This window comes from Segetibacter koreensis DSM 18137, from assembly GCF_000374045.1.
GTDB lineage: Bacteria > Bacteroidota > Bacteroidia > Chitinophagales > Chitinophagaceae > Segetibacter > Segetibacter koreensis.
This window is the reverse complement of the sequence record NZ_KB893359.1, coordinates 119,780-142,517: the sequence shown is the minus strand read 5'-3', so window position 1 is coordinate 142,517 and position 22,738 is coordinate 119,780. Positions and strand designations below refer to the sequence as shown.

Sequence of the window (22,738 nt, the reverse complement as noted above, 5' to 3'; positions counted from 1 at the left end):
TTATTACTTTTTAAAAAATAAAATACTTGTTATACCACATAGTGCTTTTGCAAATACAAGACCATCTACGGCAACAAGATAATATAAAACACTTCTTCCCTGGCGGTACTTTACAATTATAAGAATTAAAAGCAAATATGGTATTAGCTGAATGAATGTTTGCACCAAAGAGAAGTTTTCCTGCCATTGAAAAAGGAAAAATACTACCAGGTTTAATATAGTGACGGGTATCACTATAAAACGAAAAGTATTTCTTATTCCCAAGAGTACCGGGTAGGTATTTAAATGATGGCGAGAGTCGGTCCGGTAATCTTTAATATCAAAAATGATGGCATTAACAGAAAAAAACAGGAAATTCTCAAGCCATAATAATAGTAAAGAGAAAAGAGTGAAGGTTGGCAAAAGGCTTCTTTGTACGTTCCATATAATTACAGGATAAATTGTTACCCATCCGGCCCATGTCAAACCTACAACGAAAGGTTTTATCCAGCCTATTTGTCTTATTTTTCTAATGCGAAATAACCTTGGCGCAAATGTGTACCACCCTGCTATCAATGGAAAAGCAAGGATGAGAAGAAATTGTAACGGCGATAGTAAAAGAAAGGTGTGAAGATTTTTCCATACCAGGAAGGAAAGGAATATAAAAGCAAGAACAATTGAATATTTAAGGGTCGTCTTTATAGCAATTAGATTTTTTCTATACCATAAAGTTCTGTCGTTATAATTTTTTGCACCTACGCTTCTGACATAAATCATGGTGTAGTAAATACAGGTACAAAAGAAAATAAGCAGATAAAAAGGAAATATATTTAAAGAAATATTGGTAAGCAGGTTTGTTTCAATACAAAGTGCTACCGCGCATATTCCTAAAAATATATTTCCATAAAAAAATGCCCTTATAAATTTATTCAACAGCAGCTATTTATTGTTGAACAATAACTACTTCGTCAGATGAAATTGTATCGCTTACATTTTTTGCGTTGTCCTGTATCCAAAACCTATAGGTAGCGCTGTCGTTTCTGCCAGGGCATTGCGGTTCTCTTATAGGAGGACAACTGAGGTTAATACCATAAGAATAGCATACCTCTATATCACCTTTAAAATTTTTGATAGCATTAAAATCAGGCATCTTATAACGTGATATACCTCCACCTGACGGGCAATTTCTCACTATTTCCTGTACCCATAAGCTATCCTGCAAATCTCCTTCTGCATCAGTTACCTGGAGAGTAAAAGTTATAGTTTGATCCCTGTTTAAGACCTTTGTGTTAACACCTTTATATTTTAATTGGGGTTTAGCAGTATACTTATCTTTTGAGCAGCCCGCTAAAAAACATAATGCAATAAATGCAACCAATATCTTTGTACTCATGAATTTATTTTACTTTTCAAATTTAGTTAAAACAAGTCAGCTATAAGCAGAGATGGAAGCGATTGTTAACAATATTTTCTCAGTGTCGCCCCCTACTTTCAACCAGTTGGCTTTAAAGATATTTCGCTACCAGTATGCTGAAAATGAAATTTACAATCAATGGGTGAATGCGTTGAACATCAATATTAACGAGGTAATTCATTTTGCTCAAATCCCTTTTCTGCCTGTATCTTTTTTTAAGACTAACAATGTTGTTTCCGGAAATTTTGTGCCTGATGTTGTTTTCGAAAGCAGTGGTACCACAGGTACTGTAAATAGCAGGCATTTGGTAAAGGAACTGACTGTATATACGCGAAGCTTTACGGAAGGTTTCAAAAAATTTTACAGCGAACCCGGAGATTGGTGTATAATCGGTTTACTTCCTTCTTACCTTGAAAGAAAAGGTTCATCGCTTGTTATGATGGTAGAGGAATTAATAAAATTATCGGGGAATAACAATAGCGGTTTTTACTTACATGAGTATGAAAAGCTGGCAAATGTTTTACAACAATTGGAAGCTCAAAATCAAAAAACCTTACTGATAGGAGTCACCTTTGCATTGCTTGATTTTGCACAGCAGTTTCCAATGCATTTAGAAAATACAGTAATTATGGAAACGGGTGGAATGAAAGGCCGAAGAAAGGAAATGATCAGGGAAGAAGTTCATTCATTTTTGCAAAAGCAATTTCAGGTCACTGCTATTCATTCTGAGTATGGAATGACTGAACTGCTTTCGCAAGGCTATTCATTTGGCAATGGTGTTTTTAACACTGTGCCATGGATGAAAGTATTGGTAAGAGATGAGGATGACCCATTGTTAATTACAGAAAAGGGACGTGGTCTCATAAATGTAATTGACCTGGCTAATATATATAGTTGCAGTTTTATTGCTACTGATGATGTCGGTAGAATTAATGAAGATGGAAGTTTTGAAGTATTGGGCCGTAGAGACAACAGTGATATACGTGGTTGCAGTCTTATGGTAATGTAAGTTTTTCATTTTCCTGGCTTTATCCCCGCGCCAATGTTGCAACTTGTACGTTCATCTGTTAATTTTTTTAATACCCCGTTTTTAAATAAATATTTTAATATTTTTCTTTGTCATACTTATTAGATTAATTATCACAAGCAAAAGATGAATAGAGCTGAAAGCGTACAAGAGTGCGACGCAACAAAAGCTTCACAGCAACAAAACAGTCGAACCCAAAAAAATTTCTCAATAAACTAGATAAGGTTATTTTAGCAAGAATGAATAATGGTATGACAGCTTCAACTGATCCTAAAAAAATTCTTCAAAATGTTTTTGGTTACGATTCCTTTCGGCACAACCAACAGGAAATAGTGGAGCATGTACTTGCCGGAAAAGATGCAGTTGTACTGATGCCCACAGGAGGTGGAAAAAGTTTATGCTACCAGGTGCCTGCTTTGTGTTTACCCGGAGTAACAATTGTGGTAAGTCCCTTGATTGCATTAATGAAAGACCAGGTCGATGCGCTTTTGGTTAACGGAATTAAAGCGGCATTTCTTAATAGTAGTCAAAGCACAGGTGAGCAAGCTTTTATCTTTCAACAGTTAAAGGCCAACCAGCTTAAGTTATTATACCTTGCTCCCGAAAGGTTGATGGGAAATGAGTCACAATTTATTCAATTTCTCAAACAAATTCAGGTTTCCCTAATTGCAGTAGATGAGGCGCATTGCATATCGCAATGGGGTCATGATTTTAGGCCTGAATATTTAATATTGGGAAAGCTTAAAGAAAATTTTGCAAACATTCCAGTCATTGCATTAACGGCAACTGCAGATGCACTTACTCAAAAAGATATAATAGACAAACTTGCTTTTACTAGTTACAGAGTATTTGAGAATAGCTTTAATCGAGCGAATATTTTTTATTATGTAAAGCCAAAAAGAAATTATTATGAAGATTTGATAAATTACTTAGAGAATCATAAAAATGATAGTGGAATTATTTATTGCCTAAGCCGGTCTGCTACAGAAAAACTTGCAGAAGATTTGAAGCAGGATGGTTTTAATGCAGAAGCGTATCATGCAGGTCTTGAGAAAAGTTTGCGCGATGATCGACAGGAGAAATTTCTGAAAGATGATATAAAAATAATAGTGGCAACTATTGCTTTTGGAATGGGAATAAACAAAAGCAATGTTCGTTTCGTGGTACATGTAGATCTGCCAAAAAACATTGAAGGCTATTACCAGGAAACAGGCAGGGCCGGAAGAGATGGTTTACACAGTGAGGCAATATTATTTTATGGCGCTGGTGATGTAATAAAGCTAAAACGTTTCGCCGAAGTAGAAGGCAACGAGGCCCAAACAAAAATAATGCTGCAAAAGCTTGATAAGATGAGCAGATTTTGTGAAATCAAGACATGCAGACGAAAATATCTTCTCAACTATTTTGGCGATGACGCTCCTGATTATTGTGGTAGTTGCGATGTGTGTCTAAACAAGCCTGTATTAACTGACTCTACGATAACAGCACAAAAAATTCTAAGTACTGTAGCCAGGGTAAAAGAAAGTTTTGGGATGCGTTACATAGCAGATGTTTTGCGTGGCAGTAACAGCGAGAGGATGCGGGAAGAACACAAGTCGCTTTCTGTATATGGCATTGGGAAAGATGTCGTCAAAGAAGAATGGCTGCATTATACAAAGGAGCTGATAAATTACGAATACCTGCAGCAAACAGATGGGCAATATCCTGTTCTTCGTTTAACTGAAAAGGGGAAAGCGGTATTGTTCAAAAAAGAAAAGGTTTATTTGTCTGCTCCGGTAAACATTGAGATAGCAAAAGAGCCGGTTGTTTTTCAACAGCATCCGTACGAAAAAGAGTTATTTGATAACCTGAAACAATTGCGCAACAAATTTGCACGGGAAGAAAATGTACCCTCATATATTATTTTCAGCGACAGTACGTTGCTTGACCTCGCAACCTATCTCCCGCTATCCGAAAAAGACCTTTTTAAAATATCCGGCTTTGGAACTTTTAAAGCAGAAAAATATGGAAAGTCTTTTTTAGAACTAACTCAGGATTATTGTAACGAACATAAGCTGCAGACACGCATACATTTAAAGGAAGCTAAAGGGGGCAGAAAACAAACGACCGCTGAAAGATCCGACCGCCGCCCTTCTGATACAAAACAGGTTTCTTACCAAATGTATAAGGAAGGCAAAACAATTGCTGAAATTGCGGAAGAAAGAAATCTGTCTGCCAATACAATTGAAACTCATTTAAGCTATTATATTTCAACAGGAGAGTTAGATATAAATGAGCTTGTAGAAGCTGATAAATATGTAGCGGTAAAAAAAGCAGCAGAAATATTTGGTACAGAAAGTTTGAGAATTTTAAAGGAAAATCTACCAGAGAAAATTAGCTATGGTGATATAAGGATGGTGCTGGCAGCTAATAATATGGTGAAATAGAAGAATAAAAAAACTGCCTGTCGTGAAAAGACAGGCAGTTTTTTTATAAGGGCTTATTTAATATTCCTGAAGATCTATTTAAGAGAAATTGTAAAGCAAAATATTGCTACCATATTTTTATACGCTTGTCTTCAGGCAAATACATTTTATCACCGGGCTTAACATTAAATGCAGCATAAAACGGGGTAAAGTTTTGTAGTGGTCCATTTACCCTGTACATGGCTGGTGAATGTGGATCGGTATTAATACGCAGCCGTGTTGTTTGATCTTTTTGTTTATTTCTCCATATTTGTGCAAGAGAAATGAAAAAACGTTGGTCAGGTGTAAAGCCATCAATCTTAGTGGTGTCTTGACCCTGCTTCGTCATTTTAAAGGCATCATAAGCTATAGCAATGCCTCCTATATCCGCCATGTTTTCCCCTGTTGTAAGGCTGCCGTTTACATGCAAAGTGTCCAACACAGTGTATGTATTGTATAAATCAATAACAGATTTTGACTTGGCGACAAACTTCGCACTATCTTCACTTGCCCACCAGTTTTTTAAGTTTCCCTCCTTATCATATTGCGCACCCTGGTCGTCAAATCCGTGAGTCATTTCGTGGCCTATTACCATGCCTATACCGCCATAATTAATTGCATCATCAGCATTAGGATCAAAAAATGGGAACTGTAAAATACCGGCCGGAAAAACAATCTCATTAAAAGTAGGGTTATAATAAGCGTTGATAGTGGGAGGAGTCATACCCCATTCTGTTTTATCTACCGGTTTATTTAGTTTACTCAACTGGTACTGGTATTCATTTTTTCCTGCAGAAACAAGATTTTCAAAAAAAGTTTTCCTGTCAACGGTAACCTTGCTGTAATCTCTCCATTTATCAGGAAAACCGATTTTTTTCATAAAGGCATACAATTTATCCTTTGCCTTTGCTTTGGTAGCATCACTCATCCAGTCAAGATGTTCAATATGATTTTCAAAAGATTTTTGAAGGTTGCTTACCAGTTTAAGCATGCGTTGTTTTGCATCGTCTGTAAAATATTTTTTTACATATAGTTGCCCTAAAGCCTCACCCAGGTAGCTATCAGTTATCCTGTACATACGTTCCCAGCGTGGTTTTATTTGTTGCTGGCCACTTAAAGTACGGCTATAGTCAAATTTTGCATTTACAAAAGCACTGCTTAAGTAAGGTGCAGCGTCATCTGTAACATGAAATTTATAATAAGCTTTCCACGTATTGACAGGGACTGTATTAAGTAAACTGTTTAATTTGGTATAATAAGCAGGTTGACCTACATTCAGTGAGTCTGTTTTTGCACCCATATTATTAAGGAAAGATGACCATCCGATAGCAGGCATTTTCTTGTCGAGTTCTGCTATAGCCATTTTGTTGTAATTGCTCTGCGGATCTCTTAATTCTACCCTTGTACGATGACTTTCTGCCATTTGTTTTTCAAGTGCATAAACCGCTTCCACCTTTTTAGCAGCAGTTACCGAATCATCTCCTATAAGCATAAATGTCTTTTGCATATATTTCTTATATGCATTTTGAATAGCCATTGTAGCCTCGTCTGTTTTGAAATAATAATCCCTGTCAGGCAACCCTATCCCGGATTGATAAAAAGCAGCAATGTTCATACTGCTGTTTTTATCGTCAGCACCGATACTCATACCCGCTATATAACTAAAACCTTCTTTATGTCTTTGAGCTTCATACTGCATTATGCTTTTAGCATCTTTCAAAGCGTTGATTTGCTGCAAATAAGGTTTAATAGGTTCATAGCCACGTTTATCAATAGTAACCGAATCCATTCCCGATGCATAAAAGTCTCCCACTTTTTGTTCAAGACTGCCTTTGGCCTGGGGAACTTTTGAAACTGAATCAAGTATAGATTTCAAATGTCCTTTTGTGCCATTATATACGTCTAAAAATGAACCCACGCCGGACTCTGTAGGAGGTATAGTTGTATTTTTAATCCATCTGCCATTTACAAATAAGAAAAAATTATCTCCCGGTTTAACCGAAGAATCCATATACTGTGTTTCAATAAATTTCTGTTTTGTTCCTATATCATTTCTATAAGAATATATAGTGAAAAGAACCAACAGTGAAGAAAAGCCAACCCATACAATTTTCATAATCTTTCTATTTCTTTTAATAGCTTGAAATTTAAAGCAGTTATATGTAGCGAACAAAAATTTTATTTAAACGGGCGTAAATAAGGATGAGTTTATTTTTTCTATAACATTTGGCTTTTTTAAAGCACAGTTTTTTTATTTCTATTTATTGCAGGCATTAGAAAGCTATGTTATTTTTTCTTCCCATCCTTTATCATAATTCCATAAATCGCGAGCGATTTATTTATTGGAAAAAATTACGATTTTGGGATTTTGTCTTTTACGGTTATCCTTTTGACTTTATCACGCAGACATTACATAAGTTATTGTATTTCTTTGCTACATGTTACTGACAACAATAAAAAAAGAATTGTTACAGATAACAAATAAAAATTCAAAAAATATCCACATCCATCAAAAAAATCTAATCACTATGAAAACGCTTAACCACGTATCTGACAATCAACTTGTAAAGTCTTTCCAGGAAGGTAGCAACAGCGCTTTAGAAGTTTTGGTAAACCGTCACAAAGAAAAAATTTTTACATCTATCAACATTCTTGTAAAAGACAAGTATTTGGCCGAAGATTTATTCCAGGATGTTTTTATCAAAATTATTGATACGCTGCGTGCAAACCGATACAACGAAGAAGGCAAGTTTTTGCCCTGGGCTATGCGTATCGCACACAATCTTTGTGTAGACCATTTTCGTAAAGTGAAGCGTACACCTGCTATTACTACCAGTGACGACCGCGACATTTTTGAAGTGATAAATGTATCGGAAGCAAGCGCAGATAACGCAATGATACAGGGACAAAACCACGATACTGTTCGCCGTGTTTTGGATATGTTGCCCGACGATCAGAGAGAAGTAATAGTTTTACGTCATTATGCTGATTTAAGTTTTAAAGAAATTGCAAAGATGACCGATTGCAGTATCAATACAGCTTTAGGACGTATGCGTTATGGTTTGTTAAACATGAGAAAGATTATAGCAGAAAAACAAATAGCATTATAAGAAAATAAATTTACTAGGCACCGCTTTTACTGAAGAGTTTCAGTTCATTCAATATCGTTAAACAAAAAGCCTCCTTTAGTCGGGAGGCTTTTTAGTTAAGCAAGTGCTATTAGTTGTAAGTTCATCTCAGTTTTATTGCGAAAGGGACATAAGGCGATCAAAGGTTATTTCGGTATAATCTTTTATAATCATATCAGCTTCCTGCAATTCTTCGGGGTTGTGAGAAGTAGTGAGTGCAACTACTTTCATTCCTGCAGCTTTGCCTGCCTTCACTCCCGGCATTGAATCTTCGAATACAATGCAGTTTTCGCGCGCAATATGTAAAGCTGCTGCTGTCTTTGTAAATATTTGCGGGTCAGGTTTTCCTTTTGTAATGTCTCCTGAGCTTATTATTTCTTTAAAATATTTTTTTATCGGTACATGCTCAAACATAAAGTCAATATTTACCTGTATTCCTGATGTGGCGATAGCCATAGTTACATTATGATTATGTAAGTTTTCTAAAAACTCATGAAGACCTGCAATCGGTGCAATATTTTTTTTATACATTTTGCGGTATATTTCTTCTTTTTTCAGGTAATACTTAGACGCTTCGTCCTCCTTCATATCTTTTTTGTAAATGTGTGAGACTGCATCTTTGTTGGTTCTCCCGCTGATATTTTCTTTAAAATCCTCATCCGAAATTTCCATTCCGCTGTCTTTGAGATATTTTTTCCACGCCTTAAGATGAACTTCATTGTTATCTAACAAGGTTCCGTCGAGATCAAAAATCACTGCTTTTATTTCACTCATTGTTATCTTATTTTAAAATCAATTAAAACTAATTATTCAAAAATTCCTGCCAGCTTTTTTATTATCTAAAACATATAAGATCAAAAAAGAAAAAGAGAAGGTAAATTTTAAGCGTTTTATGCAACGACGATAGAGAATACACTCTTTGTACATTTACATTTGTACTGTTTCAAACCTTTTTTTATAAAGAAAATAGTTTGCAATAACTTTTATGAAAATATATAACCGGCTGATCGAAAAGATTACGGCAAGCAGGCAAATCAGGCTTATTATTTCTTTAATTGTTTCTTTCTTAATATTTTTTATCAGTCGAAACAAAGTTTCTGGTATTGTCTCTTTCATGTATGCATGGATTGCATTTGCTATTTCCCATTTGATTTTTTCCTGGATAATTATTTTATCTTATCACCCTAAAGAAGTTAAATCAATTGCAAAGCAAGAGGATTGGAGTGGCACCTTTATTTTTTTATTCATTCTTGTTGCTGCATTTATTGGTCTTATTGCAATTATTTTTCTTTTAAAGTCAATTCCTGATGAGTCGAAGAAGGGACTTAGCTGGCATATTTTACTTTCTGTCGTATCGGTTTTTTGCTCGTGGAGTTTGATTCACACTTTATTTACTTTAAAATATGCTCATAAATATTATTCGGAGGGAAAACAAACCGATGATGATAACGACTCGTATGGAGAAGGATTGGATTTTCCAAAAGAAAAAGAGCCTGACTTTCTTGATTTCGCTTATTTTTCTTTTGTAGTGGGAATGACTTTCCAGGTTTCGGATGTACAAATAACTTCCCGCAGGATCCGTCGTATCTCGCTGGTGCATGCTATTCTTTCGTTTGTTTACAATACTTTGATTGTGGCTTTAAGCATTAATATAATTTCAGGAATGATTTCTAAATAACCTTTTAAAAAGATTATTATCATTCAGGAAAAGAAATGCTATAAATGCCATAAGTACAATAGCAAATTTTTTAATGATCATAACACCAAATAATGCCTGGTAAAAAAATAACTGCCGAACAACAAAGGTTAGATGAAAATGCTTTAAAGGAGGTGCCGTTGGAGAAGTGGGGTCCATACCTGAGTGAGCGGCAATGGGCCACGGTTCGCGAAGACTACAGTGAAAATGGAGATGCCTGGAACTATTTTCCGCACGATCATGCGCGTAGCCGTGTTTATCGCTGGGGCGAAGATGGGTTGGGCGGCATTTCTGATTATTTTCAAAACCTGTGTTTTGCTGTAGCGTTATGGAACCATAAAGACCCGATTTTGAAGGAGCGTTTGTTTGGTTTGACAAACCATGAAGGTAATCATGGCGAAGACGTGAAGGAGTTGTATTATTATCTTGATAATCTGCCGTCTCATTATTACATGAAATACTTGTATAAGTATCCGCAGGGCGCTTATCCTTACGAAGATATCATTGAAAAAAATAGCAGCCGCAGCCCGCACGAACCAGAGTATGAAATACTAGATACAGGCATCTTTAACGACAATAAATATTTTGACGTTTTTATTGAATATGCCAAAGAAAACAGTGAAGACATTTTTATAAAAATAGAAATTGTAAACAGGGGAGAAGATGCTGCACCTGTGACGGTGTTGCCAACACTTTGGTTCTATAACAGGTGGCAATACGGGGGTTTGAAAGAAAGGCCTGTAATAGAATTAACAGGCAAGCAAAGTGTAAAAACTACTCACGAAAAATTGGGCAATTATTATTTGTATTTTCAGCCACCTCACGATGTATTGTTTACAGAAAATGAAACAAATAATGAAAAGCTTTTTGGGAAGCTGAATAAGACTGCATTTGTAAAAGATGCTTTTCATGAGGCTATAATAAAAGGTGATAACATACAGGCATTGAGAGATAAGAAGAGCGGTACGAAGTTTTCACCGGTATATCATTTTACTATAAAAGGTAAAGCTTCAGAAACAATATTTCTAAGGCTTTCAAATAAATCTACTCCTTTACCTTTTCAAGAGGGCTTCGAAAAAATATTTACGTTGCGAAAAAACGAAGCAGATGAATTCTACAACAATATTTGTTCGCAAAACCTTTCTCCTGAAATAGCCAATATACAACGGCAGGCTTTTGCAGGATTGTTGTGGAGCAAACAATATTATCATTATGATCTTGAAAGATGGCTGAATACAAGTGACGGAATAACTCCGGTAACACAATCACGACAGGAAGGGCGCAACAGCAATTGGAAATACCTGAAAAACCAGGACATTATCATTATGCCAGACACCTGGGAATATCCCTGGTACGCTGCATGGGATACTGCTTTTCATTGTATTGCAATGTCTATAATAGATGCTGCGTTTGCAAAAAATCAACTGATCATGCTTATGCGTGAATGGTATATGAATCCTGAAGGGCAGTTGCCGGCCTATGAATGGAATTTTAGCGATGTCAATCCGCCCGTGCATGCCTTTGCTGCGCTGCAAGTCTACCGCCGAGAAAAAGAAATACAAGGCAAAGGAGATATGAAGTTTTTGAAACAAATTTTTCAAAAGCTTATTATAAATTTTACCTGGTGGACAAACCGGAAAGATAAAAACGGCAATAATATTTTTGAAGGTGGTTTTTTAGGATTAGATAATATTGGAGTTTTTAACCGCAGCAGTGTGCTGCCTGGCGGCGATGTGCTAGAGCAGGCCGACGGCACCAGTTGGATGGGCATGTATGCACTAAGCATGATGGATATTGCATTGGAAATTGCAGTTTGCGATGATGCTTTTGAAGATGCCTGCACCAAATTTTATGAGCACTTTGTTTTGATTGCAGAAGCTCTTAACGAATTAGGTTTATGGAATGAAGAAGATAACTTTTTCTATGATGTTCTTTCATGCCATAACTCGTATGGGATACCTCTTAAAGTCAGGTCTATTGTAGGCGTGATACCATTATTTGCGGTCTCCGTCATCAGCGCCGAGCAAATAGACAAGCTTAATGATTTCAAAAAAAGAATGGACTGGTTTATCAGTTATAGAAGAGCCAACAATAAGTATTTGCCCAATGTTTACAAAAGCGAAAAAGAGGCAATATTGTTATCGATGGTAAATAAGGAGCGGCTGCTGAAAGTATTGAATAAATTATTAGACGAATCCGAGTTTTTGTCAAAAGGTGGAATAAGAGCCTTATCAAAATACTACCAGCAAAACCCGTATACGGTAAAGATTGATGGAACTACTTTTACAGTTGAATATGACCCCGGCGATTCTACCTCGCGGTTATTCGGCGGCAACTCTAATTGGCGCGGGCCAGTTTGGATGCCTGTAAATTATTTAATTATAAAAGCTATACAAAGGCTTGGTGACTATTACGAAGACACACTAAAAGTAGAATGTCCTACCGGTTCGGGAACTTATTTGAACTTACATGATGTGGCAATATTGCTGATAAACCGGGTTATAGATATTTTTAGAAAAGACGAAAGCGGCAGCAAACCCTTGTATGATTCATATAATTGGTTTTACGAAAAACCTGAAAATAAAGATTTGCTCTTATTTCACGAATATTTTCATGGAGATAATGCCAGAGGTTTAGGCGCGAGCCACCAAACAGGGTGGACTGCTCTTGTAACAGACCTTATCAGGATTGTTGAATAAAGAACAGTGCATACAACTGCCTTTTCTCACGGCAGAGATTTTAAATAATTATATAAACATTCAAACCCAGTTTTTATATTTTTCGTATCTTTCTTAAATAAATTCTTAAAAAACCAATAATAGCATTACCTGTTATTATTACTAAAAATTGTCATTATGAAAAAACTGTTTATTGTTATCGTAGCCTCCACTTTATGTACAGGACTTTTTGCCCAAACTGATAAGGACAAAAAGATGGAAAAGATGGAGCATACAGGAAAGATGGAAAAAGGATCGATGAAAATGAAAGATTGTGTTATGATGGAAGACGGCAAGATGATGGTAATGAAAAATGGTGAAACTATGGCTATGGACAACGATATGACGATGAAAAATGGTACAATGGTTATGAAAGACGGTACAGTTAAAATGAAGGATGGTAAAACTATGACTTTAAAAAATGGAGAATGTGTTTACATGGATGGTCGTATGAGTAAAATGAAAATGATGAAACATTCTGAAAAAATGAAGATGTAAATGAGAAATACCTGGAGACAGGAAGAGGTTGTACGAAAAAGTGCAACCTCTTTTTTTATGCTATAAGAATCTTTTCTTGTATTAACTTTACGGGTATGAATATGCAAAAAATAAAAAATATTAGTATTATTTTTTCAATAGTAACTTTTGCTATTGCTTTTGTTTCATGGAAAACGACAGAAAAAAATATCATTTCTGCAGGAAAGCAACCTGAAGTGACCGAGGATTCTAAAGGAATAATCAGGGTTGTTTTTGGTAGAAATGACAGCATTTTTTATTCTTTTTCAAAAGATGGAGGAGCAGGTTTCTCAAAAGAGGTATTGGTGGCACAGGTGCCAAAGATGCACTTAGGAGCAACACGTGGTCCGCAAATAGCAACGTCCGCAAATTATTCTGTGGTGACAGCAATTGACAAGGATGGAGCCATACACTGGTTTTTACTTAACCATGCAAATGGTAAATGGACAGATAAAGGAGTAGTAAATGATAAAAAAGGATCTGCGCCAGAAGGACTGATGGGTATTGCTGCAGATAATAAAGATAATTTTTACGCGGTTTGGCTTGATATACGTTTAAATAATAGAAATAACATCTACTTTTCTTCTTTATCAGCTTCGAAAGGTACGTGGTCTGACAATAAATTAGTTTATCAATCTCCCGACGAACATACCTGTGAATGTTGTAAACCAAATATTGCTGTAAATGGTTCTCATGTAGCCATTATGTTTAGAAACTGGTTAAATGGTTCACGCGACCTTTATTGTGTTCAATCTGTAAATAGTGGAAAAACATTTGCCAACGCAGAAAAACTAGGCACAGGTACATGGCAATTAAACGGTTGTCCTATGGATGGTGGAGGCATTACCATAGACGCCAATAATGTAGTGCGAACTTCGTGGCAAAGAGAAGGTACAGTATATTACTCAACACCGGGCAGCAAGGAAGTTGTTACCGGTAAAGGAAGAAGTTGCAGTATTACAAGCCAAAACGGTAAAACGATCTGTTCTTATCAGCAAGGAGAAGATTTGAAAATAGCCGACCTTCCTCAAAATAAAGAGATAGTTGTGGGAAAAGGTAAGTTTTTAAAAAGCATCGTTCTTGCAGACAAGACTATCTTGTGTGTTTGGGAACAGGATAATAACATTACATACAGGAAAATCTAGTTTTCATTATTCTATGCGTCTCTACATAAAAAACATGGTGTGCAACCGCTGCATTTTAGTTGTAAAGCAGGAATTGGGAAAGCTTAACATCTCAGAATGCAATGTTACTTTGGGAGAGGTAGAAACAAGTGAAGATATACCTGACGAGCAACTACAGCAACTTGCCGCAAATTTATCGGCACTCGGTTTCGAACTGCTCGACGATAGCAAACAACAACTGATAGAGAAGATTAAAAATGCCGTCATTCAGTACGTACATTATAACGAAGATGAGAGCCACTACAACTTTTCAGAAATTCTTTCGAGATCACTGCATAAAGATTATTCTTACCTGAGCAATTTATTTTCTGAAGTGGAAGGCGTTACTATTGAAAAATTTATGATCAATCAAAAAATTGAAAAGGTAAAAGAGTTATTGATTTATGACGAGCTGAGCTTAAGTGAAATTGCCTATAAATTGGGGTATAGCAGTGTTGCTCATCTTTCCACGCAATTTAAAAAAGTAACCGGGCTTACTCCAAGTCATTTTAAGCAGGTTGGACAAAACAAAAGAAAATCGCTGGATAAGGTTTGACAAGACAATATTCGTTTGCAGAAAACGTATTCTAATTATTTTCAGGTAATTAGAATACAAAATAGTTGTCGAATTCATTTTTAGTAACAACAAATGTTTTAGAATTAATTATAATTGGAGTGGTAAAAAAATACCAATTTTCAATTTTAATAACACAAGTGCTCAGTTTAATTATTATTTTCGAGGTGTTGTAGATCCAATTAGTATACATATAGATTTCGGTTGTAAAAAGTACTTTCATATGAGTTTTATTAAACATTTTTTTGTGCCCCTTGCCTTGATGTTTATAAGTGCATCTGTTTATTCCCAGCCTCCAATAGGTAGTAAGGCTCCTGATATTTCACTTCCTGATGCTAATGGACAGGTTATTAAACTTTCTTCTTTACAGGGAAAAGTAGTTCTTCTCGACTTTTGGGCATCCTGGTGCGGCCCTTGCCGTAGAAGCAATGGTCACACTTTGGCAGTGTATAATCAATACAAAGACAAAGGATTTGAGGTTTATGGAGTTTCTATTGATGAAAACAAACGCGCATGGGAAAATGCGGTAAAGCAGGATAAAATAAACTGGCTTCAGGTAATAGACACCAAAGCGGGATATGGAAATGAGCTAACGCAAACTTGGAATCTACAATATATTCCTTCTACTTTTTTAATTGATAAGCAAGGAAAAATTGTTGCAGCTTCTCCTGAAAAAGACGAATTGGAAAAATGGCTAAAAAAATTGTTATAGGACAGTAAGCAAGAACCCGGCAATTTACTTTTCAAAAAAAGCAAGAGTGCCCCCTACCCAGGTTTTATCTTTGTTATAGCGCACACCTATCATTTTTCCTTTACTTATACGCGCCAGGTTATTGGTTGCAATTGGACGAGCTTTACCATCTTTCCAGAAATAAAAAATTCGTATTTCTGCTTTTGCGGGTCCATCTGGTGTTGTAATGGCTTCAGCATATTTTACTTTACGTTGCAATATCCAGTTTTCGGCATCGGTGACTTTTTCAATATCTTCTTTCGTTACGTCAATCACCACACCTTGGCCCGCAAAGGAAAACAAAGGCTTAAGCACATAATTTTCCAGGTCAGCAGGAATATGTTTTATATCGCTTAAAAAACGTGTTTCGGGTATGTATTTATTTTTGATAAAAGGAAGTGTGTATTTGCTGATACGAAAGAACCAGTTTGGGTGAGGCACCCATTCTACGTCTACATCTTCCAGTAAAACTTTTCCTTTTTCCTGCACTTCAGGCGATTGCTGTTGCAGCTCATCAAAAATAATACGGTTGTATATCCTTTTTACTTCTGTCTCTTTACCATCATTTAAATAGTAAAGCTTTCTTCCTTTTTTAATTATTTCGGTTATACAAACCTGTTTAATGCCCGTATAATCTTCTGTGAAAAAGAAGTCAATCCGGGTCTTTTGCTTCTTGGGAAAAATCTCGAGCAGGATGACATTTTCTGCTTCATAAGTACCAAGAATGATTTCTCTTAACAACTGCAAATAGCTTTTCTTATTAAATCCATTTAAATAATTATCGTAGTTATCAGGAATTGAGAATACGTTACGAATACACTCCGCCTGCCATACCTGGAAGGCAAAAAGGGTAGGAAACCCCTGCATTTCTATGAGTTGTGGTTCCCGATTACCTTCTTCATTTTCGCAGATTCCAAAATCAAAAGCTATAAAGTTGCAGATTTTGTTTTCGCCTGGAACATTCAATCCTTTAGGAATGGCTTTAGCCGATTCTTCTTTAAATTCTGCTGATGTAATTACATCTACGATACTTTCACACGCATCAATCATTTTCTGCGTAAAAACCTTGTCGCAAAAAACAGGAGTTTCTGCAACCGGGAAGTCGAGCTGACCAGGGTGAGGCAGGTTTAATTCATGTAAATATTCCCGGTACTTTTCGTCAGTGAAAGAACTATTAAAGGTATTTCTTATTGTCTCAACCATGTCAGCAGTTTTGATACTTATGTAAAGTAAAAAATCCCTTTCATAGAATGAGAGGGATTTGTATAAATAGCTTAAAACTTTTTATGCGGCTACTAAATTACTAACTGCATGATTAAGAAAGTTAGGTAAAACATGATTATAGGTAAGTACAATTTTATCAGGGTCGTTCAGGTGTTCTATCATGCTTTTCCATTTTTCCTCTCCATGATTTTCTATCACAATTTTCTTTTTGTCTTCTTTTAGTAAATGTAAAGTCATTCCACAGGCATCAGCTTCGGGATGAAATTGTGTACCAATAAAGTAATTGTTGAAGCGCATAGCCATAATTGCTCTTTCAAATGGCACATGTGGCCGTTCTTTTTCAAGCGCCAGAATTTTTCCTCCCATCTCACGAATCTTTTCATGGTCAGGTGCAGTTACCTGGTAATCTCTGCTGTCTACAGCATAAAAAGGATTTTGCAATCCCTCGAAAACAGTTTCCTCACTTCCATCCTGCATCAGATGTATTGGGAAAACACCAAAAGAAGTTGACTTTCGTTTGTTGACATTTGCAACATTGTAATGCCGGCATACTAACTGAAAACTGTGGCAAATAAAAAAAACATGTTTTTTCTGAAAATTACTTTCGTCGTTATTCCATTTTTCTATTTTTTGCAACCACTTAAAGTAATGCTTTTCCCATTCGGTTTCTTTGCTATCTAAAGGTGAGCCAGGTCCGCCGGAAGAAATATATATATCGAAATCCGTTCCCGGAACTTCATGTTTTTCCCTTACATTAAATTCCTCTACTGTTATACTATAATCATTTTCCTCGCTCCATTTCTTTGTAATATCGCGCAGACAACGCATGCCCTGGTTCTCAAACCCGTCATTCAAATCAAGGATAGCGATTTTATATTTATTTTTTTCATTCCAATTCATACGTTGCAAAATTACGTCATTTGATATAAAGAGATTGCTTAGGTGAGGTTAAAACAAAATTGCTATGATTACTTTAAATGAAACCATGACAGTTCATAACAGTTGTTATACAGATGTCTGCTAGCTTTATCTTCTTAAGAAAATTTACTGACTATGATTAGTCACGGTAATTTTTTTAGACAAACGGAAACATTTAAATTGTACCCTTTACCACTAACGATTAATAAATGCCTGCTTATGAATATTTATAATTATTCCTCACACACTACGTCGTCGTTTATTGTTATACAATGCACTTTTTTTGTTTCACGTATAATTAGGTATTAAGGGTTTAACCGGGTTTGTACTTGAAATTATTTATTTATAAAAGGCTAATTAAAGAAACTGAACTTGTATTCTTTAAAAATTTGCAACATTGAAAAAAACGCTGTTTTTCTTACTAACTAATTTATCAATAGTTATTTCTTTTTCACAGGTCAAGGTTCAAAATCTGCTTACTGAAAACCGCACAAACCCTGTTGGTCTTGATGTGCGAGAACCGCGGCTTAGCTGGCAGCTTTTATCAAATGACAGAAATGTAAAACAAACAGCTTACGAAATAAAAGTATCATCCTCGCCAAATATGAAGGGTGAGGACTGGAGTTCAGGTAAAGTCGAATCAGACCAATCGGTGCAAGTAGCTTATAAAGGTAATGCTCTTAAAAGTGGGAGCAGATATTACTGGCAGGTAAGGGTGTGGGATAATAATAAGAAGTCTTCTGAATGGAGTGATGCCGCGTTTTGGCAAACGGCGTTATTTGATACTACAGACTGGAAAGCCCAATGGATAGAGCCTGGCTATGCTGAAGATACTATAATGCGTCCCAGCCCAATGTTTAGAAAAGAATTTGCCGCCAATAAAAAAATTATATCAGCAGTTGCTTATATTACTTCACACGGTTTATATGAAGCGCAGATCAATGGAAAACGTATCGGAGATGCTTACCTGACACCCGGTTGGACAGCTTACAAAAAGCGTTTACAATACCAGACTTACGACGTGACCGACCTTGTGAAAAATGGGTCAAACGCTATTGCAGTTACACTTGGCAGCGGCTGGTACAGGGGCGTTATAGGTTTTACCAACAACATAAATGTATATGGAAAAGATATCGCCTTACTTTTTCAGCTTAACATTACTTACAGCGATGGCTCGACAGGAACTATTGCTTCAGATGATACATGGAAATCATCAACCGGCGCTATTCGTTACTCCGAAATTTACAACGGTGAAACCATTAACGCAGGCATGAATAAAACGGGCTGGTCATTGCCAGGTTATAACGATACAAAATGGAGCGGAGTTAAAGTCGTTAAACATCCTATGAATGTTTTATTGGCAACTTATAACGAACCGGTTAGAAAGCATGAAACATTTAAACCTGTAAGAATATTTACTACACCGCGAGGAGAAAAAGTAATTGACTTCGGACAAAATCTTGTGGGCTGGGTAGTTTTAAAAGTAAAAGGAAAGGCCGGCGATAAAATCACAATTTCACATGCTGAAGTTTTAGACAAGCAAGGAAATTTTTATACCGCTAATTTACGTGCAGCAAAATCTCAGGATCAATATATTTTAAAAGGTGGTACAGAAGAAACATTTGAACCTCATTTTACCTGGCATGGGTTCCAGTTTGTAAAAGTTGAAGGCTACCCGGGTGAATTGAAACCCGAGAACTTTACTGCTGTTGCCTTATACTCAGATATGAAGCCTACAGGAACTTTTACTTCTTCTAATGCACTCGTTAATCAATTACAGCATAATATTCAATGGGGTCAGAAGGGCAACTTCTTAGACGTACCTACCGATTGCCCTCAACGTGATGAAAGGCTTGGCTGGACAGGCGATGCCCAGGTTTTTTCGCGCACTGCCTCTTTCAATATGAATGTAAATGACTTTTTTGCTAAATGGATGAAAGATGTGGCGGCAGAACAACAGAACGGAGTTGTTCCTTTTGTTGTTCCAAATGTTTTAGGCCCCGCAATTAACAGTGCGGGATGGGCAGATGTAGCAACCATAGTTCCCTGGAACATGTATCTCGCTTACGGAGATAAAAAGATACTTGAAGACCAGTACAGCAGCATGAAAGCTTATGTAGAAAGCATCAGAAAAAATACAAATAACAATCTGTGGAACACCGGGTTTCATTTTGGTGATTGGCTATTTTACCGTCCGGAAGATGATAATGATGGAAGAGCAGCTGTTACAGATAAATATTTAATTGCTCAATGCTTTTATGCACATTCGACACAATTATTAATTAATGCTGCTAAAGTATTGGGTAAAAAAGAAGATGAGGACAGTTATTCGGATTTACTAAAAAAAATTAAAGACGCGTATTTAAAGGAATACCTGACCCCCAATGGCAGGCTCGTTTCGGGCACCCAAACAGCTTATGTACTTGCATTAAATTTTGATATGCTGCCGGAAACATTAAGGCAACAAGCTGCAAAAAGGTTGGCCGATAATGTAAAAAGTTACGGCAATCATTTAACTACCGGCTTTCTTGGCACACCCTATCTCTGTCATGTATTAACACGTTTTGGTTATAATGATGTTGCATATAAATTACTTCTGCAGCAAACATATCCTTCCTGGCTATATCCTGTAAAGATGGGGGCAACGACTATTTGGGAAAGATGGGACGGCATTAAGCCGGACAGTACATTTGAAACACCTTCTATGAATTCTTATAATCACTATTCTTATGGCGCTATTGGCGATTGGATGTACCGCACAATGGTCGGGTTAGATACGTATGAAGATGGAGTCGGCTATAAACACATCAAAGTAAAACCGCATCTGGGAGGAGGTTTTACTAATGCGTCAGCCACACTGCAAACCTATTATGGCCAGCTAAGTAGCGGATGGAAGGTGGAGAATGATCGAATACTAATGGATGTTGAGATACCTGTGAACACTGTAGCAACAGTCTACGTGCCTGCTAAGGATGCTAACGCAATAACTGAAAGCGGTGGAGCACTTTCTTTTAAAGGTATACGAATGTCAGGTGCTGAAGATGGGTACGTAGTACTAGAATTGGGTTCGGGGGATTATCATTTCAGCGCAACAAAATCTGCAGATACAAATGCAGCGATAAACCTGGGTGAATATGTTGGTAAATATAAAGTGGAAGGCGGCATGGTGAAAATGATTGAAGTGAAAATGCAAAATGGAAAATTGATGTTAGTTGTCTTTAACAACAATGGCGAATTGGAACCTGTGAAAGATGCAAAAGATCAATTTACCAGTCCGGATGGTTCAATAACTACATTTATGCGTGATGCTCAGGGGAAGGTAACAAAAGTAAAAATGGGAGCCTTAGGAATGACTTTCGAAGGCGAGAAGCAGTAGGCGTTGACGTAATGTTTATGCTCATCAATACAAATGTATTGAGGTATTAAACTTACGATACCAGAACACGCAGGATAACCGTGAAACAGAGTGGATTTCCTTGGTATTATATTAAGTATAAAATTCTTTATTCATGAGTAGATATAGATTTTTAATGATTTTTTTTGTTTTTTCGTTTATAGTTATTAGCGGTTTTGCACAGCCTGAAAATGCTGTTCATAAAAATGTAATTAAGCCTTTAAAGTTTATTAAAAGACAAATTGCTTCTGAAAGTTTCGAATCGGCTGAAGTGTTTGATGTGAACAATGATAAAATTCCTGACATAGTTTCAGGATCGTTCTGGTACGAGGGCCCAGGGTATGTAAAGAGACATTACATCGGCGCCGGAAAACAATACGGTGAATACTGGGATGATTTTTCTACTATACCTCTTGATATTAATGGCGACGGCCGTCTTGATTTTATAACAGGCGGTTGGTTTGGCAAAACGCTGATCTGGAAAGAAAACCCGGGTAATGATAATGAATGGAAGGAACATGTAATAGCAGAGCCAGGTAATGTTGAAACTACCCGTGCATGGGATGTTGACGGAGATGGTATACCAGAAATAATACCTAACACGCCAAATGATCCTTTAGTTATTTACCGACTTAAAAAGGATAGCGGGAGAAGAGGAGCCGATGCTTTTGAACATTATAAAATCAGGAATGAGAAACAAGGTCATGGTTTAGGCTTTGGTGATATAAATGGCGATGGCCGGGGCGATTTTATTCTTAATACAGGTTGGCTTGAAGCACCTAAAAACGTTTTCACAGATACCTGGACTTTTCACCCCGACTTCACTCTTGGTACATCCAGTGTTCCAATAATTGTTGCTGATATAAATAAAGATGGTATCTCCGATATCATTGTAGGACAGGCGCATGACTATGGGTTAGACTGGTATGAACAAAAAAAGGATAAAAAGACGAAAACGACATCGTGGGTAAAACATATGATCGATCCTTATAATTCTCAATTTCATGCCATGCAATGGCTTGACCTTGACGGAGATGGAAAGGAAGAATTGGTTACAGGAAAGCGCTATCGTGCTCATAATGGAAACGATCCGGGCGGAAATGATCCGGTTGGCATTTATTATTATAAGTGGAACGGCGACTCCTTTACAAAGCAGGTTGTTAGCTACGGGGTACTTGGAGAAGGCAAGGGATTAGGTATATATTTTGGCGTGAGTGACTTAACAGGATCTGGAAGAAAGGATATTGTTGTAGCAGGTAAAGACGGCCTGTATATATTTTATAATAAGGGGTATGAATAATCTTAGAAGAATCTTTCTATGATTGAAATTGTTTGATTATTAAATCAATTGATCTTTTTAAATTAGCAACGGAAAGGGTGTTGCTGTGTGTAGATGGCGAGTTTGAAAGACCGCTGCTAACCTGCTTAAAATCGTAATCAAAAATTACTTAATTAAAACAAGGTTTAAATTCGTAATAAATTGGATAAGAAGTATAAAGGAATTATACATGTTAGTAATAGTTGTATGCATACTTATGTTATTTCAACCTTTATATTCGTGAGATGTTGAGCAGCTATAGCAGGATAGTTCAGGACAGCTGAACAAAACGGAGTATATAAGTTTATAAAAATTTAAAACGATTGCTGTATGAAAAAATTGACGTCCTCAATTAAATATGTTGCGATCTCATTTGAAAAGAGTTCCGTATTTAATTTGCTTTCGCATTTTTTGTGCACATCTTCTGGAACGATAATGAATAATAGGTTACTGTAATTGCTTAAAACAGGCAAGATTTAAATTTATATATGCCTGG

17 protein-coding genes are annotated in these 22,738 nt (G+C 36.5%); 11 read left to right on the top strand and 6 right to left on the bottom strand.

The annotated features are described in order from the left end of the window. Positions 1–3: 3 nt before the first annotated feature. Positions 4–912, bottom strand: a complete 909-nt coding sequence (locus B154_RS0121950) for a UbiA family prenyltransferase (RefSeq protein WP_018616513.1) — start codon at positions 910–912, stop codon at positions 4–6. A 10-nt stretch (positions 913–922) separates the two neighbouring features. Continuing rightward, positions 923–1,372: a hypothetical protein gene (locus B154_RS0121945; RefSeq protein ID WP_018616512.1), complete on the bottom strand. Its 450-nt coding sequence runs from the start codon at positions 1,370–1,372 to the stop codon at positions 923–925. Between the two features lie 52 nt (positions 1,373–1,424). On the opposite strand from B154_RS0121945, the gene B154_RS0121940 reads away from it, so the two are divergent. After that, positions 1,425–2,402 carry a LuxE/PaaK family acyltransferase gene (locus B154_RS0121940; RefSeq protein ID WP_018616511.1) on the top strand — a complete coding sequence of 326 codons (978 nt, stop codon included), beginning with the start codon at positions 1,425–1,427 and terminating at the stop codon, positions 2,400–2,402. Positions 2,403–2,572: 170 nt separating this feature from the next. Further along, a complete protein-coding gene (gene recQ, locus B154_RS0121935) occupies positions 2,573–4,846 on the top strand; it encodes a DNA helicase RecQ (RefSeq protein ID WP_018616510.1) in 2,274 nt (757 codons plus the stop codon). A gap of 106 nt (positions 4,847–4,952) precedes the next feature. Here the strand turns inward: recQ and B154_RS0121930 are convergent, their stop codons facing one another. Next, positions 4,953–6,980 carry a M13 family metallopeptidase gene (locus B154_RS0121930; RefSeq protein WP_018616509.1) on the bottom strand — a complete coding sequence of 676 codons (2,028 nt, stop codon included), beginning with the start codon at positions 6,978–6,980 and terminating at the stop codon, positions 4,953–4,955. Between the two features lie 412 nt (positions 6,981–7,392). On the opposite strand from B154_RS0121930, the gene B154_RS0121925 reads away from it, so the two are divergent. Continuing rightward, a complete protein-coding gene (locus B154_RS0121925) occupies positions 7,393–7,974 on the top strand; it encodes an RNA polymerase sigma factor (RefSeq protein WP_018616508.1) in 582 nt (193 codons plus the stop codon). A gap of 132 nt (positions 7,975–8,106) precedes the next feature. Here the strand turns inward: B154_RS0121925 and B154_RS0121920 are convergent, their stop codons facing one another. Then, a complete protein-coding gene (locus B154_RS0121920; RefSeq protein ID WP_018616507.1) occupies positions 8,107–8,766 on the bottom strand; it encodes an HAD family hydrolase in 660 nt (219 codons plus the stop codon). 211 nt (positions 8,767–8,977) lie between these two features. On the opposite strand from B154_RS0121920, the gene B154_RS0121915 reads away from it, so the two are divergent. The 6 genes from B154_RS0121915 (at position 8,978) to B154_RS29455 (ending at position 15,370) form a co-directional block, all read left to right on the top strand. Then, on the top strand, positions 8,978–9,670 hold the full coding sequence (locus tag B154_RS0121915) for a DUF1345 domain-containing protein (RefSeq protein ID WP_026260357.1): 693 nt from the start codon (positions 8,978–8,980) through the stop codon (positions 9,668–9,670). Between the two features lie 92 nt (positions 9,671–9,762). Continuing rightward, positions 9,763–12,387: an MGH1-like glycoside hydrolase domain-containing protein gene (locus B154_RS0121910; RefSeq protein ID WP_018616504.1), complete on the top strand. Its 2,625-nt coding sequence runs from the start codon at positions 9,763–9,765 to the stop codon at positions 12,385–12,387. 156 nt (positions 12,388–12,543) lie between these two features. Beyond that, positions 12,544–12,903 carry a DUF6799 domain-containing protein gene (locus tag B154_RS29460; protein WP_018616503.1) on the top strand — a complete coding sequence of 120 codons (360 nt, stop codon included), beginning with the start codon at positions 12,544–12,546 and terminating at the stop codon, positions 12,901–12,903. 95 nt (positions 12,904–12,998) lie between these two features. Next, positions 12,999–14,066 carry a hypothetical protein gene (locus B154_RS0121900; RefSeq protein WP_018616502.1) on the top strand — a complete coding sequence of 356 codons (1,068 nt, stop codon included), beginning with the start codon at positions 12,999–13,001 and terminating at the stop codon, positions 14,064–14,066. Positions 14,067–14,100: 34 nt separating this feature from the next. Next, positions 14,101–14,640 (top strand): helix-turn-helix domain-containing protein, encoded by a 540-nt coding sequence (locus B154_RS0121895; RefSeq protein ID WP_018616501.1) that lies wholly within the window; start codon positions 14,101–14,103, stop codon positions 14,638–14,640. A 241-nt stretch (positions 14,641–14,881) separates the two neighbouring features. Continuing rightward, a complete protein-coding gene (locus tag B154_RS29455) occupies positions 14,882–15,370 on the top strand; it encodes a TlpA family protein disulfide reductase (protein ID WP_018616499.1) in 489 nt (162 codons plus the stop codon). Positions 15,371–15,394: 24 nt separating this feature from the next. Here B154_RS29455 and B154_RS0121880 read toward each other — a convergent pair whose 3' ends face one another. Beyond that, a complete protein-coding gene (locus B154_RS0121880) occupies positions 15,395–16,591 on the bottom strand; it encodes an ATP-grasp domain-containing protein (RefSeq protein WP_018616498.1) in 1,197 nt (398 codons plus the stop codon). 81 nt (positions 16,592–16,672) lie between these two features. Next, a complete protein-coding gene (locus tag B154_RS0121875; RefSeq protein ID WP_018616497.1) occupies positions 16,673–17,512 on the bottom strand; it encodes a type 1 glutamine amidotransferase in 840 nt (279 codons plus the stop codon). A gap of 415 nt (positions 17,513–17,927) precedes the next feature. Between B154_RS0121875 and B154_RS0121870 the strand changes: the two genes are divergently transcribed. Together B154_RS0121870 and B154_RS0121865 are read left to right on the top strand one after the other, a co-directional pair. Further along, complete coding sequence (locus tag B154_RS0121870; RefSeq protein WP_018616496.1) at positions 17,928–20,906, top strand: family 78 glycoside hydrolase catalytic domain; 2,979 nt, start codon at positions 17,928–17,930, stop codon at positions 20,904–20,906. A 133-nt stretch (positions 20,907–21,039) separates the two neighbouring features. After that, entirely contained in the window at positions 21,040–22,224 is a 1,185-nt protein-coding gene (locus B154_RS0121865; protein WP_026260356.1) for an FG-GAP repeat domain-containing protein, read from the top strand. Positions 22,225–22,738: the final 514 nt, after the last annotated feature.

Coding starts and splice junctions, on each gene's coding strand:
- B154_RS0121930 (WP_018616509.1), bottom strand. CDS start 6,980: ATGAAAATTGTATGGGTTGGCTTTTCTTCACTGTTGGTTCTTTTCACT.
- B154_RS0121920 (WP_018616507.1), bottom strand. CDS start 8,766: ATGAGTGAAATAAAAGCAGTGATTTTTGATCTCGACGGAACCTTGTTA.
- B154_RS29455 (WP_018616499.1), top strand. CDS start 14,882: ATGAGTTTTATTAAACATTTTTTTGTGCCCCTTGCCTTGATGTTTATA.
- B154_RS0121895 (WP_018616501.1), top strand. CDS start 14,101: ATGGTGTGCAACCGCTGCATTTTAGTTGTAAAGCAGGAATTGGGAAAG.
- B154_RS0121875 (WP_018616497.1), bottom strand. CDS start 17,512: ATGAATTGGAATGAAAAAAATAAATATAAAATCGCTATCCTTGATTTG.
- B154_RS0121925 (WP_018616508.1), top strand. CDS start 7,393: ATGAAAACGCTTAACCACGTATCTGACAATCAACTTGTAAAGTCTTTC.
- B154_RS0121865 (WP_026260356.1), top strand. CDS start 21,040: ATGAGTAGATATAGATTTTTAATGATTTTTTTTGTTTTTTCGTTTATA.
- B154_RS0121945 (WP_018616512.1), bottom strand. CDS start 1,372: ATGAGTACAAAGATATTGGTTGCATTTATTGCATTATGTTTTTTAGCG.
- B154_RS0121910 (WP_018616504.1), top strand. CDS start 9,763: ATGCCTGGTAAAAAAATAACTGCCGAACAACAAAGGTTAGATGAAAAT.
- B154_RS0121880 (WP_018616498.1), bottom strand. CDS start 16,591: ATGGTTGAGACAATAAGAAATACCTTTAATAGTTCTTTCACTGACGAA.
- B154_RS0121900 (WP_018616502.1), top strand. CDS start 12,999: ATGAATATGCAAAAAATAAAAAATATTAGTATTATTTTTTCAATAGTA.
- B154_RS29460 (WP_018616503.1), top strand. CDS start 12,544: ATGAAAAAACTGTTTATTGTTATCGTAGCCTCCACTTTATGTACAGGA.
- B154_RS0121940 (WP_018616511.1), top strand. CDS start 1,425: ATGGAAGCGATTGTTAACAATATTTTCTCAGTGTCGCCCCCTACTTTC.
- B154_RS0121915 (WP_026260357.1), top strand. CDS start 8,978: ATGAAAATATATAACCGGCTGATCGAAAAGATTACGGCAAGCAGGCAA.